The organism is Candidatus Avelusimicrobium faecicola (assembly GCA_900540405.1).
GTDB classification, from domain to species: Bacteria; Elusimicrobiota; Elusimicrobia; order Elusimicrobiales; family Elusimicrobiaceae; genus Avelusimicrobium; species Avelusimicrobium faecicola.
On record UQFW01000044.1, the window covers coordinates 1 to 11987 of the forward strand.

Sequence of the window (11987 nt, forward strand, 5' to 3'; positions counted from 1 at the left end):
AGGTTGTTGGTTAATCAAATAAAAACACTTTTAGAATATAACCCGCGGCCGAAATCAGCCCCGCCGCCGGAATGGTAATAAACCAGGCCCACACAATGCGGTTGGCCACGCTCCAACGCACGCAGGAAAGGCGGCGCAGGGAGCCAATGCCCACAATCGCCCCGGTAATGGTGTGCGTGGTGCTAACCGGCACCCCTAACACAGAGGCAATAAACAGGGAGATAGAGGAAGCCGACTCCGCACAGAACCCGTCCACCGGGCGCAGGCGCGTGATTTTTTGGCCCATGGTTTTAACAATTTTCCACCCGCCGGAAAGCGTGCCCATCGCAATAGCCCCTTGGCAGAGCAACACAACGGAAAGCGGCACAATAAACTGGCCTTGCGCGGCAAGTTCCATTTCGTGGTGGGTGAGCAGAAAATCACGGATAGGGCCTACTTCACTGCCGGTTAAACCGCCCAGCAAAAGCATGCTGATAATACCCATGGTTTTTTGGGCGTCGTTGCCGCCGTGGCCCAAGGAATACGCCGCGGCAGACACTAGCTGCCCTTTGCGGAAGAAATGGTCCACCTTATACGGGTTGAAAGAGCGGCACAAATTAAATACCAGTATGCCAATCAGCATACTTAACAAAAGCCCGAGTAGGGGGGATAAAAAGATAAACAGTACGGTTTTTAATATCCCGCCCATCACCAGCGCGCTAAAGCCGCCTTTTACCAACCCGGCCCCGATTAAGCCGCCAATCAGCGCGTGGGAGGAGCTGGACGGCAACCCCCACCACCAAGTAATTAAGTTCCACCCGCAGGCCCCTACCAATGCGGCAAAAACCAAGTTGGCGTCCACTAAGTGGATGTCCACAATGCCGCTGCCAATGGTTTTGGCAACCCCGGTGTGAAAGATTAAAAACGCCACAAAGTTGAAAAACGCCGCCCACGCCACCGCCACTTTGGGGGATAATACCCGCGTGGAAACAACGGTAGCAACGGAGTTTGCCGCATCGTGGAAGCCGTTTAGATAGTCAAAAAATAACGCCAGAATAATTAAAAATAATATCCAAGCCATAACGGGCCTCTAGTTATTTTTTACCAAAATGGATTCCACCAAGTTTGCCACATATTCGCAAAAATCGGTGACGGTTTCGGCTTCTTCAAACAATTCTTTTTGTTTGATAACCATAATGGGGTCTTTTTCGTTTTCAAATAACCAGGAAATCGCCTCGTCGCGCAATACGTCGCCCTCGTTTTCCAGGCGGTTAATTTCCACACATTGGAACAGGGTTTCTTTCATATTTTTATTACTGCGCAAGCTGGCCAGTGCCTTTTGCATGGCTTTGGTGCTTTGGGCAATGGTGTTGGCCAGTTTTTGGCTGTATTCGGAGGGTTTTTCAATTTTATACAGTTGAAAGCGGTTTGTAATTAAATAAATGCCGTCTATAATATCGTCTAAACGGTTTGCCAAGGCCAAAATGTCTTCCCTATCAAACGGGGTAATGAAAGTTTCGTTTAGGGTGTTAATGATGTTGTGGGTCAGTTCGTCGCCGTAGTGTTCCAGCTCGTGCATGGCGCGCACATTTTCGGGCGTAAAGGCGGCTTCGTCCGTCAGTTTTTTATAAAATTCAGCCGCTTTTACAAGGTTTTCGGCCTGTTTATCAAACAAATCAAAGAACTTTACTTCTTTGGGCATGAACATATTTTTATTACTCCGTTGGGTACTCTTATTACTTGCGCCCACACCAAAAACGCTTGCGGGCGGAATTACAACTTTATAAAAAAGCTCCCGTTGCCACAGGCAAGCGGGAGCTGGTAAATTAACGCGCAGCGGTGTTTTTTAACTCTTCCGGCAAGTTTACGGCGGCTTTTAACAGGAACGGTCTTTTCTTTACTTCCTCAATAAAAGCGGCGTCGCGCAGTTTGTTGCGGTAATCTTTTTCTTGAAAGATATAACGGAACTTGGTGTAATCTTCGTAAGTGCCGGCTTTTAAGGCTACAATATCCTGCACGCCTACAATTTCCTCGTCCGTGGGGATTACAAAAATCTTTACCTTGGAGTTGTCCGCCGAAATGCGGCATTCGGCCTTGTTGGTGTCGGCGCAGTTGTTGCGTTCTTCGTCCAGCACAATGCCAAAGTTTTCAAGGCCCTGCAAAATCATTTCGCGTATGTTGGTGGCGCGTTCACCCACGCCCGCCGTAAATACAATGGCGTCCAAACGGCCCAATGCCGCCATATACGCCCCAATGTATTTTTTAACGCGGTAGGTTTCCACCTCTAACGCCAGTTTGCAAAGCTCGTCGCCTTCCGCGGCGCCTTTGCGCACGTCACGCTGGTCGGCAAAGCGGTCCCCGGTTAGGGCATACATACCGCTTTTTTTGTTCAAAATGGTATACATTTCTTCCGGCGCCATATTCAGCTTTTTCATCATGTGGAAGCAAATGGACGGGTCCATATCGCCGGAGCGGGTGCCCATTACTAAACCCTCTAACGGGGTGAGCCCCATGCTGGTATCCAGGCATTTGCCGTTTTTAACGGCGGTCACGCTGGCACCCGCGCCAATGTGGCAAACAATGGTGTTTACTTCGTCTACATTTTTGCCCAAAAGCACGGCGGCGCGGCGGGAAGTGTATAAAACAGAGGAGCCATGAAAGCCATAGCGGCGGATTTGATAGTCCGTATACCATTTGCGCGGCAAGGCATACATATAAGAAGATGCCGGCATGGTTTGGTGGAAAGCGGTATCCATTACGCAAACGTGGGTCACGTTGGGCATTAACGCGCGGGCGGCTTCAATACCCATAATGTGGGCCGGGTTGTGCAAGGGGGCCAAATCGGCAATGTTTTTTAATTCGGCCACTACGCTGTCGTCCACAATAACGGATTTGGAAAACTTACCGCCATGTACAATGCGGTGCCCCACGGCGGAAATAACGCTTACATTTTCAATAACGCCGTGTTCTTTATCGGTTAAGGTTTCAATAACCAGGTTGATAGCGTCTTTATGGTCTTTGCAATTTCTTTGGAGTTCAAATTTAGGAAATCCGGTACGGTCCTGGGAAATAAAGGAGCCTTCAATGCCAATGCGTTCTACCGCGCCGGCGCAGAGGCTTACTTTTTTGTCCCAATCGTACACGCTGTACTTAACGGAGGAACTGCCGCAGTTTAAGAAAAGAATAATCATTTTTTGTATGTCCTTGAATTTTGTTGCGCCATAAAAGCGCGTGAGTATTGGTTTTGCTTCCCCTATATTCTAGCAAAAAAAGGGGGAATGTGTTGTCATTTCCGTATGGTTATGATAGTATTGTATTAAGAAAGTTTATTACTAGGTAAATTTGCAAGTAAAAAGTGTATAAAAGAGAGGTCTTTTTATGTATAAATTTTTAATGCTTGCGGCGGGGCTTTTGTTGCCTGCTTTGCAAGCGGCGGGCGCCCCCCAACCGGGCGTGTGCGAAGGCGGGGCAATTGCCCGCTGTTCCATAGAATATTATAACGACGGCAGCCGCGCGGAATTTTACCAAAATGCGGAGGGGGCCGGCCGGGTGGAATGGCGTTTTACCGGGCAAGACCAAAAATTAACCAATATCTTTTTTTATCCGGGCAAAGGCGTGACGACGGAGCTGGAATTGGACCCGGTTTCGTCCGTTCCGCAAGCCTCTTTAACGTATACAACCGGGGGAAAATTGCTTTCGTGGCGTAAATTAAACGGCGCCACCAATACTTGGGAAGACGTACCCCTGGCTAATTCCACCCACACGTTAGAGCGCTTTGTGGACCCGGGCCGCCGTTTACTGCGCCGGGAAGATTGCTCCCGCCGGGATATTGCGCGCTGTACGCTTACGCGCAATGCGGACGGTTCGTCTACGGAGCGGCTGTTCTTCCCCAACGGCAAATTATGGGAAGAAAACACCTATAAAACGTCTAACCGCCTGGATTTTGAGTTTGCTTCTTTTGACTTTTGGGGCCGCGAAACCATGCGCAAAATATACGACCGCGCCAGCGGCAACTTACAAACGGCCTTTTGGTTTAACGAAGACACCAACCAAACCACCCGCTATATTTATGACTTAAAAACAGGTAAGGAAACTTCCACCGTGATTTATGATGCTTCGCGCCGCGTGCGCCGTTGGGAAGAAAACGGCCCCGACGGCCTGGTTAGTAAATCCGTCGTATTTGCGGAAAACGGCTTTCCGGTTTCCCGGCAACATTTTGAATTTTCCCGGCTTACGCAAGCCATTACTTTTTACCCCAATGCCCAGCCGAAAGAACGCCTGACATACAGCCCCGCGCGCGAAATCCAAACCCGCGAAACGTATGACGAGCAAGGGCACTTGGTGCAGGTGGAGTGCCTTGCCGGCCCGTGCAAAAACCCGGGGTATACCGTGTACCCGGTGGAAAAATCCCGCACGGTGTGCGAGGCCCAGCCGACCGAGCCGCAGTGCCGGCCTAAACCTTAACGGGCCGGATTTTACCGCCTGATTTGACCCGGCTTTATGCCGGGTTTTTTGGTGTGTTTGAGCGGTTCTTCCCATAAAAAAGGCGGCCCTTTTTACGGGGCCGCCTTTGTGCCGACTAAGGCTTAATATACTTTTTTAAGGGTCAGTACGCCGTCTTCAAAGAACCATTCTTCAATCAGGTCGCCGGTTTCGCTGAATTTTTTGGTCACGCCGTGCGGTTTTCCGTCTTTGTGGGGGGAAATCAGCGCAATCGTTCCGTTGGGGTGATACACAATTTTATCGCCGATAATCTTGTCGTTTTTATAGGAACATTCGGAGCGCAAATCTCCGTCTTGCGTGTAAATTTTGCTCACGCCGTTTAAGTAGCCTTTTTGGTATTCGGCCACTTCCAAAATTTTACCGGTGGGATAGTATTTAATTTGTTTTCCGTCTTGCACGTCATTAACGTAGGAAAATTCTTTATACAACTTGCCCGTCGGGTTGAAAACGCGCGCTTTGCCTTGCAACATACCTTTTTCGTAAAATTTTTCAATATTTACTTTGCCGTTTTCATAATAAATTTTGCATTTGCCGTCGCGTTCCCCATTTTTGAAACCACATTCAAAATAGAGTTTGCCGTTTTCAAAAAATTCTTTTACGGTGCCGTCGGGCATAGTGCCTTCGTGCTTTTGAATATCCAAGTTCTTATCCAAGGTTTCACGGTATACTTCTTTACCGTCAATGGAATAAGTGCGGATAAACCCAACGTGCAACGGGTCGTTAATGCTGCTTGTTTTTCTTACAATATCAACCATATTAAGCCTCCACCAGTTTTTGAGCCGCCGCAAAGCCGCTGCTCCACGCAAAATGTAAATTAAATCCTCCGCTTCTGCCGTCAACGTCCAGCAGTTCGCCGGTAATAAATAAGCCCGCGCATTTAAGGGACTCAAAAGTATTATAGTTTATTTCGCGGCAGTTTACACCCCCGGTTGCGGCCATGGCTTCCGTCCACGGGCGCGCCGCGCATACGGTAAAAGCCCACCCCGTCAGCGTTTTCAGCACATTGTTCCAGGTGTTCGGGGTCCATTCTTTTACGGGAATGTTCTTTTTAATGCCGGCAAAATCTATCAGTAAATTGGTGATATTTTCGTGCAGGAGCCCCGCAAAAAAATCTTTGGCTTTGCGGTGGCCGAATTTTTCCCGGCGGGCCTGCATAAATGCCGCAAAATCCGTGCGCCCGGGGAAAAAGTTTAACTCCACACTTACATTACCCTGGGGCAAACGGCGGGTAATGGCGGCGCTGATGTTAATGGCGGCCGGGCCGCTGAGGCCGTAATTGGTAAACAGCACTTCCCCTTGGCTTTGGGCCAGTATTTCCTGCCCGGCGCGGGCAGTTAGCGCCACTTGCGCACGCAAGCCTTGCAAGCGGGATATGGCTTTTTCTTTCACCGTCAGCGCGCATAAGGCGGGCGCGGGGGAAATAATGCTGTGCCCCAAACTTTTTGCCAACGCATAGCCGCTCTGCGTGCCGGTAAGCTGCGGGAACGCGCATGAGCCGCACGCCAGCACCAAGTTCCGGGCCTGAAAATGGCCCCCTTGTTGGGTCTGTACGGTAAAAGTTTTGCCGCGTTTGATTTTAACCACTTCTTGCCCGGTTTTCAGTTCGGCGCCGTTTTCCAACGCGGCCAATTTTAAGGGCTCCAAAACAGCGGTAGCTTTGCCGGTAGCCGGGAAAAACCGCCCGTTATCTTCCTCCACCAATAAAACGCCTAAATCTTCAAAATATTTTTTGCAGGCGGCAAACGGAAAGTGTTTTAAGGCGCTTTCTATCAGTTCCCGCGGGGCGTGGTAAAAATCGGGCGATACGCGGGCATTGGTTAAGTTGCAACGTCCGTTTCCGCTGGCTAAAATTTTGCGGCCGGGCAAAGGGTCTTTTTCCAAAATGAGAACCCTTTTGCGGGCGCGCGCACATTCCAGTGCACACAACAGGCCGCTGGCTCCGGCGCCGATAATCAGCACGTCATAAATAGGCAAATCGTTCATATTAAATACAGTGTAGCAAAAATGCGCGCTCTTGACACTCCCGCCCATAAGTATATACTATAAAAGAGTATATTTTTAGGAGATTTTATGCGTTTAACCACTTATTTTTTTACTTTTTTAATGGGTTGCCTGCTCCCGGTTTCTGCCGCGGCATTTACCGTGGGGGAGATGGCCCGCCCTACCTTTAGCACGGCCCCGGCGGGGAATGTCCGCCCGACCACCGCGGCTACGGGCGCAAGCCGCCCGACTACCGCCGCAACCGGCAACACCCGCCCCACCACCCAGCCGGGCAACAGCGGCAACCGTTTTACGCCGGAAACGGGAGAAACCCACCCCACCACTCCGGCCGGATTAAGCGCCCAGCGTTTTACGCCGTCTACCGGCCCGGTCCGCCCGGGGTTAGATGCGGCCGGCGGGCGCGCAGAGGCGTTCAGTTTGGCTCCGCGCCCGACTAAGGGGGCCTCTAAACAGGAAGTGACGGTCAAGCAAGCCGCCCCGGCGGCCAACCCCGGCTTAAAAGCCGCCAAATTGGGAGGCGGTGCCGGCGGTATGGGGGGAATGACGGCCCAACAGCAAAAAGAGCGCGACAGAGCGGCGGCCAATTCGGATGCGGCCGAAAAACTGGCCGGAGCCAAAAACTATAAGGCTACGGAAGAAAAAGCGATGTCTAATATCAAAGGTATTTTGGACGCGGTAAACGGCAAGAACAGCAAAATTAACGAAAAAGCCTCCTCGGCGCGCAAACACCGTTAGGAAAACCGCTCCGGCATTTTGAACAAAAGTCTGCTTAAAAAGCAGGCTTTTTTATGGGGGGAAGAAACCGCGTGTTGTGTTTGGTCGCCCGTTTTCCGGGCCGTGTTTTCAGGCGGTGCGTGCGGCCGGGTCGGGTGCGGGGCTTAATCCAGCAACGCTTTCAGCAAGGCTACAATATGCGGGGAAATCAGGGCGGTCAGCAGGGCCATAATAATTAGGGCCAGGGTGCTTAAAACCGTTTGTTTGTCACGGTGTTTTTCCGCGCATTTGCTGGTGCCTAATACATGGCTGGTGGCCCCGATGGAAATGCCAATAGCCGCGTGGCTGTGAATGTGCAAAAACTTAAAAATGCTGTGCGCCGTCAGCCCGCCCAACAGCCCGGTTAAGCACACCAAACAAGCGGTCAGTTCCGGTATGCCGCCCAACTCTTTGGAAATTTCCACCGCGGCGGGAGTCGTCACGGATTTGGGCAACATGGAAAATATAACCGACTCCTGGGCGTGAAAGCATCTGCCCAATACATAAGTAAGCGCAACGGTACACACGCACGAAAATAATAACCCGCCGAATACCGCGCGTTTATTGCGTTTCAATACGCCCAAATTTTGGCTCAGCGGCCACGCAAAAGCCAGCGTAGCCGGGCCTAATGCCCAGGTAATCCAGTGGGCGGAAGCGTTGTAATCTTCGTAAGAAACGCGCAAGAGCAACAGCCCGCCAATCAGTAATGCGGAGGCGGAAAGCAAAACCGGCAACTTGCCCCACACCGGCACGCGGGCCGTTTTGCGGCAGAAAATATAAATCAAGAGTGTAGCCACTAAACCCCACATATCAGTTGTGCCGCCCCTTTTTAAGGTTCCGCCACTTAATCAGTTTAATCGTGTTTTCAATCAGCAGGGCGGTTAAAATCATACTTACAAAAGTCCCCACGAATATAGCCGCTAAAATAGGGGTTAAATTGTGGTAAATAGTGCCTGCATACGCCATAATGCCCACCGTCAGCGGGATAAATAAAAGGGTCATGTGCTTGAGGAGCAACTCGCAAATATCTTGCACTAAAACCTGGGGGAAAAACGGCAATTTAAGTAGCAGGCAAAGCAAAATAACGCCTAACAGCGGGGCGGGGAAGTGAATACCGCTCACGCGGACTATCCACACGGATAAAGCAAAGATAAGCACTAAGAATACGCCGCCTAAAAGCAAGCGCAAAAAATAGGTAATTTTGGGTTTCATGGTGTTTTTTCCAACAAAAAACCCCGGTAAACGGGGTTCTGTGCGGTTCAAACTGTTTACTTTACTTATATTTTACAAAATATAAGCGGGGGCCGGCAAAACAAAAATAGCTTTTTAAGCGTGCAGAGGGGGGTAAATTTTATACAATAACAATATGGCAAACTTGCACGAAGAAAGCGCGGTTTCTTTCCTGCCTTGCCGCACCTGGGTTATTACGGGCGGGGCGGGGTTTATCGGGTCCCACTTGGCAAAAGCATTAGTGGCCCGGGGCAAAGCGCCAAATCCCCTTATGCGGCGGATATTTCCAAAATCCGGGCATTGGGGTTTGAGCCGAAAGTATCTTTACAGGACGCGCTGGCGGAAATGTGGGCCCAGCTTAAAAATCAAGCGGAGTGAAACACTAAATTTGCCCTTATTGGGTTTGCGCGCTTACATTGCCGTTTTCTTACTTATCGGTAAACTTTCTTATTCCTCATTAGGCTAAATAAAAAACCCCGGGTCTTATACAACCCGGGGTCTTTTTATTTATGGTTATTGCCAAATTTATTTTACAGGGCTTCCACAAAGTCCGCCAGTTTTTTGCCGTCGGTCGTGCCGTCGTTGTTAACGTTCGTGCGGGGGCTGGTGCCGTCGCTGGCCGGGATTACCTGGGTCCAGCTGACAATGCAGGTGGTGGCCGCGCCGTCGCGGCGGCAGACGTTTACCTGGCAGCCGGTGGCTATGGTAAACGTAAAGTTTTTGGTGGAAAAAACGGTTCCGTCAGCGTTCCAAGTTCCGCCTTGCAAATCGGCATCAATACCGGTTTTTTCTGTGGGGCAACTGTCCGTGTGCATTTGTTTGTAGCGTTGCATAGAGTCCGTAATGGCTTTGGCGGTAATAAAACCTTCCGTCAGGCGGGCCTTTTCAACCGAAATGGTATACTGCGGCAAGGCCACGGCAGACAAAATGCCGATAATTAATACAACTACTAATAATTCTATAAGGGTAAAACCCCGGTTATTGGTCATGGTAAATCTCCTTAATAAAAATCCTTACACTGTATAGTATAATAAAAATCGCACGCAAGGCAAGCAAAAACTTGACAATCATAAAAAAATATATAATAATATATGAACAAATGTTCATACATTGGATATTAAAATGAAAAAAGAACTTTCAAAAACTCCCCGGGAGGGGAAAAGCTTGGCCTCCCGCCACTTGCAAGCGGCCGAGGACTTAAAAAAACACGCCCCGGACGAAGAAGAACTCTACGAACTGGCCGATTTATTTAAGGCATTTTCGGATTCGTCCCGCATTAAAATTTTATGGGCGTTAAGCACGGCCGATTTTTGCGTTTGCCACCTGGCCGCCGCCTTGGGCATGACGCAGTCTGCCGTATCGCACCAGTTGCGGTTATTAAAGCAGGGGCGGCTGGTAAAAAGTCGCCGGGAAGGCCAAAGCATTGTGTATTCTTTGGCGGATGAGCATGTAAAAAAGGTTTTCGGCCTGGGGCTGGAACATGTGAGGGAAAAATGACACATACTTGCTGTGCTTGTACCGGGTGCGCCTGCCACGCACACCATGGGGAAGAAAAAACTTTTTGGGCCGCTTATCGCTGGCTTGCGGCCGCGGCCGCCCTTTTTATAGCGGCGCTTTTTATGGGGAAGTGGCCCTGGGTGCAGTTGGCGTTTTGTGTGGTTTCGTGGGGAATCGCCGGGTGGGAAGTGGTTTTTCATGCCTTGCGCGGCCTTGTTAAAGGGGATTTTTTAGACGAAAACTTTTTAATGACGTTAGCCACCGTGGGGGCGTTTTGTTTGGGGGAATACCCGGAGGCCGCCGCCGTCATGCTTTTTTATCAAATCGGCGAGGCGTTCCAGGAGCGCGCCGCCGGCAATTCCCGCCACTCTATCCGGGCTTTGTTGGCGTTGCGCCCGGCCTTTGCGCGGGTGTGGCGCGGGGAAACTTGGCAAAAAGTGGCGCCGGAAGATGTAAAAGTGGGGGAAGTAATTGCGGTTTACCCGGGGGAGCGCGTGCCGTTGGACGGCACCGTCACGGACGGCGCGGCCTTTGCCGATACGTCTGCCCTTACCGGGGAGTCCGTCCCCAAGCGCTTGGAAACGGGCGATACGGCTTTGGGAGGGTTTGTGTGTAAAGACGGTAAACTAACCCTGCAAGTGGCGCGGGTGTATGGGCAAAGTGCCACCGCTAAAGTGTTGGAGTTGGTGGAACACGCGGCGGGGAAAAAGGCCCGGGCGGAAAAATTTATTTCCCGCTTTGCGCGTTGGTATACGCCGCTTGTGGTGGCGGGGGCGGTGTTGGTGGCGGTGGTGCCGCCGCTTTTGGTGCCGGATGCCACTTTTAAGACGTGGGTTTCCCGCGCGTTGGTGTTTTTGGTGGTGTCTTGCCCGTGCGCGTTGGTACTGTCGGTTCCGCTGGGGTTTTTCGGCGGGATTGGCGGCGCGGCCAAAAACGGCATACTTATTAAAGGGGGGAATTTTGTAGAGGCCCTCGCGCGCTTAAAAATTTTAGCGGCTGACAAAACCGGCACGCTGACCAAAGGCGTGTTTAAGGTGACGGCGGTGGCCCCGCTATCCTGCACGGCGCCCGAGCTGTTGGAAATTTGCGCGTTGGCCGAGGCGGCCTCTAACCACCCGGTAGCGGCGGCGTTGCGCGTGGCGTACGGCAAGCCGGTTGAGCCGGCGCGCGTAAAAGACGTGCGCGAAATTGCCGGCAAGGGGGTAAGCGCGCAGGTGGACGGCCAAACGGTGCTGGTAGGAAAGGCGGCCTTTTTATTGGAAAGCGGCATTTCTATCCCGCCGCAAGCCGCCGGGAGCGTGTTTTGCGCGCAAGACGGCAAATATATAGGGAGCGTGACGGTTTCGGACGAAATAAAGGCAGATGCCGCCCGGGCCGTTCAAGCTCTTAAAAAAGAGGGCATTGAAAAGGTGGTTATGCTCACCGGGGATAACGCCGCCGCGGCGGAGCCGGTGGCAAAGGCGTTGCAGTTGGACGGGTTCCGGGCGGATTTATTGCCTGCCCAAAAAGTGGCGGAAGTGGAGCGGCTCCAACAGCAAACGGCGGGTACAGTGGCTTTTGTGGGGGACGGTATTAATGATGCCCCTGTTTTAGCGCGTGCAGACGTGGGGATTGCCATGGGCGCGCTGGGCTCGGACGCGGCGGTAGAGGCGGCAGACGTGGTTTTAATGACCGACGAACCCTTAAAAATAGCGCAGGCGGTGGCTTTGGCCCGCTTTACGCTAAAAGTAGTGCGGCAGAATATTGTGTTTGCTTTGGCGGTAAAAGCGGCTATTTTGGCTTTGGGGGCCGGCGGTGCGGCTACTTTGTGGGAAGCCGTATTTGCGGATGTGGGGGTGTCCGTCGTGGCGGTGCTTAATGCCATTCGTCCGCTTAAATATCAGCCTAAAGAAAAGTAGTTTATTAAATAGAAAAGTTGTTTTCCGCTTTCAAGGCGGGTTTAGCGTTCACGCTAAACCCGCCTTGACTTGTTTTTTTTTTTTGATACAGTGGTTTTATATCAAAGCATGTGGGAGGATATGTGA

Annotated in this window: 12 protein-coding genes; 4 read left to right on the forward strand and 8 right to left on the reverse strand. The window is 51.3% G+C overall.

The annotated features are described in order from the left end of the window. Positions 1 to 10: 10 nt before the first annotated feature. The 3 genes from ACQY18_RS05125 to ACQY18_RS05135 form a co-directional block, all read right to left on the reverse strand. Entirely contained in the window at positions 11 to 1060 is a 1050-nt protein-coding gene (locus tag ACQY18_RS05125) for an anion permease (RefSeq protein ID WP_428039087.1), read from the reverse strand. Between the two features lie 9 nt (positions 1061 to 1069). Further along, a complete protein-coding gene (locus ACQY18_RS05130) occupies positions 1070 to 1687 on the reverse strand; it encodes a DUF47 domain-containing protein (RefSeq protein WP_428039088.1) in 618 nt (205 codons plus the stop codon). A gap of 118 nt (positions 1688 to 1805) precedes the next feature. Continuing rightward, positions 1806 to 3170, reverse strand: coding sequence for an acetate/propionate family kinase (locus ACQY18_RS05135; RefSeq protein WP_176777012.1), 1365 nt, complete (start codon positions 3168 to 3170; stop codon positions 1806 to 1808). 187 nt (positions 3171 to 3357) lie between these two features. Here ACQY18_RS05135 and ACQY18_RS05140 point away from each other — a divergent pair, with 187 nt between their 5' ends. After that, positions 3358 to 4443, forward strand: a complete 1086-nt coding sequence (locus ACQY18_RS05140) for a hypothetical protein (protein ID WP_428039089.1) — start codon at positions 3358 to 3360, stop codon at positions 4441 to 4443. Positions 4444 to 4565: 122 nt separating this feature from the next. Here the strand turns inward: ACQY18_RS05140 and ACQY18_RS05145 are convergent, their stop codons facing one another. Together ACQY18_RS05145 and ACQY18_RS05150 are read right to left on the reverse strand one after the other, a co-directional pair. Next, positions 4566 to 5237, reverse strand: coding sequence for a toxin-antitoxin system YwqK family antitoxin (locus tag ACQY18_RS05145; protein ID WP_176777014.1), 672 nt, complete (start codon positions 5235 to 5237; stop codon positions 4566 to 4568). Position 5238: 1 nt separating this feature from the next. Continuing rightward, positions 5239 to 6465 (reverse strand): NAD(P)/FAD-dependent oxidoreductase, encoded by a 1227-nt coding sequence (locus tag ACQY18_RS05150; protein ID WP_428039090.1) that lies wholly within the window; start codon positions 6463 to 6465, stop codon positions 5239 to 5241. Positions 6466 to 6552: 87 nt separating this feature from the next. Between ACQY18_RS05150 and ACQY18_RS05155 the strand changes: the two genes are divergently transcribed. Then, positions 6553 to 7218, forward strand: coding sequence for a hypothetical protein (locus ACQY18_RS05155; protein ID WP_428039091.1), 666 nt, complete (start codon positions 6553 to 6555; stop codon positions 7216 to 7218). A 143-nt stretch (positions 7219 to 7361) separates the two neighbouring features. On the opposite strand, the gene ACQY18_RS05160 is transcribed toward ACQY18_RS05155, so the two are convergent. From ACQY18_RS05160 to ACQY18_RS05170, 3 genes are all read right to left on the reverse strand, one after another. Then, positions 7362 to 8045, reverse strand: coding sequence for an LrgB family protein (locus ACQY18_RS05160; RefSeq protein ID WP_428039092.1), 684 nt, complete (start codon positions 8043 to 8045; stop codon positions 7362 to 7364). 1 nt (position 8046) lies between these two features. Beyond that, positions 8047 to 8448, reverse strand: coding sequence for a CidA/LrgA family protein (locus tag ACQY18_RS05165; protein ID WP_428039093.1), 402 nt, complete (start codon positions 8446 to 8448; stop codon positions 8047 to 8049). A gap of 548 nt (positions 8449 to 8996) precedes the next feature. After that, positions 8997 to 9455, reverse strand: a complete 459-nt coding sequence (locus ACQY18_RS05170; RefSeq protein WP_428039094.1) for a type IV pilin protein — start codon at positions 9453 to 9455, stop codon at positions 8997 to 8999. Positions 9456 to 9588: 133 nt separating this feature from the next. Here ACQY18_RS05170 and ACQY18_RS05175 point away from each other — a divergent pair, with 133 nt between their 5' ends. Both ACQY18_RS05175 and ACQY18_RS05180 read left to right on the forward strand, forming a co-directional pair. Then, positions 9589 to 9963: an ArsR/SmtB family transcription factor gene (locus ACQY18_RS05175; RefSeq protein WP_428039095.1), complete on the forward strand. Its 375-nt coding sequence runs from the start codon at positions 9589 to 9591 to the stop codon at positions 9961 to 9963. Continuing rightward, positions 9960 to 11861 (forward strand): heavy metal translocating P-type ATPase, encoded by a 1902-nt coding sequence (locus ACQY18_RS05180; protein WP_428039096.1) that lies wholly within the window; start codon positions 9960 to 9962, stop codon positions 11859 to 11861. The genes ACQY18_RS05175 and ACQY18_RS05180 overlap by 4 nt, the downstream gene beginning before the upstream one ends. Positions 11862 to 11987: the final 126 nt, after the last annotated feature.

What these genes read in the sequence shown, in the direction of transcription:
- ACQY18_RS05140 (WP_428039089.1), top strand. Translation starts at nt 3,358, where the DNA reads ATGTATAAATTTTTAATGCTTGCGGCGGGGCTTTTGTTGCCTGCTTTG.
- ACQY18_RS05125 (WP_428039087.1), bottom strand. Translation starts at nt 1,060, where the DNA reads ATGGCTTGGATATTATTTTTAATTATTCTGGCGTTATTTTTTGACTAT.
- ACQY18_RS05150 (WP_428039090.1), bottom strand. Translation starts at nt 6,465, where the DNA reads ATGAACGATTTGCCTATTTATGACGTGCTGATTATCGGCGCCGGAGCC.
- ACQY18_RS05135 (WP_176777012.1), bottom strand. Translation starts at nt 3,170, where the DNA reads ATGATTATTCTTTTCTTAAACTGCGGCAGTTCCTCCGTTAAGTACAGC.
- ACQY18_RS05160 (WP_428039092.1), bottom strand. Translation starts at nt 8,045, where the DNA reads ATGTGGGGTTTAGTGGCTACACTCTTGATTTATATTTTCTGCCGCAAA.
- ACQY18_RS05170 (WP_428039094.1), bottom strand. Translation starts at nt 9,455, where the DNA reads ATGACCAATAACCGGGGTTTTACCCTTATAGAATTATTAGTAGTTGTA.
- ACQY18_RS05130 (WP_428039088.1), bottom strand. Translation starts at nt 1,687, where the DNA reads ATGTTCATGCCCAAAGAAGTAAAGTTCTTTGATTTGTTTGATAAACAG.
- ACQY18_RS05175 (WP_428039095.1), top strand. Translation starts at nt 9,589, where the DNA reads ATGAAAAAAGAACTTTCAAAAACTCCCCGGGAGGGGAAAAGCTTGGCC.
- ACQY18_RS05145 (WP_176777014.1), bottom strand. Translation starts at nt 5,237, where the DNA reads ATGGTTGATATTGTAAGAAAAACAAGCAGCATTAACGACCCGTTGCAC.
- ACQY18_RS05155 (WP_428039091.1), top strand. Translation starts at nt 6,553, where the DNA reads ATGCGTTTAACCACTTATTTTTTTACTTTTTTAATGGGTTGCCTGCTC.
- ACQY18_RS05180 (WP_428039096.1), top strand. Translation starts at nt 9,960, where the DNA reads ATGACACATACTTGCTGTGCTTGTACCGGGTGCGCCTGCCACGCACAC.
- ACQY18_RS05165 (WP_428039093.1), bottom strand. Translation starts at nt 8,448, where the DNA reads ATGAAACCCAAAATTACCTATTTTTTGCGCTTGCTTTTAGGCGGCGTA.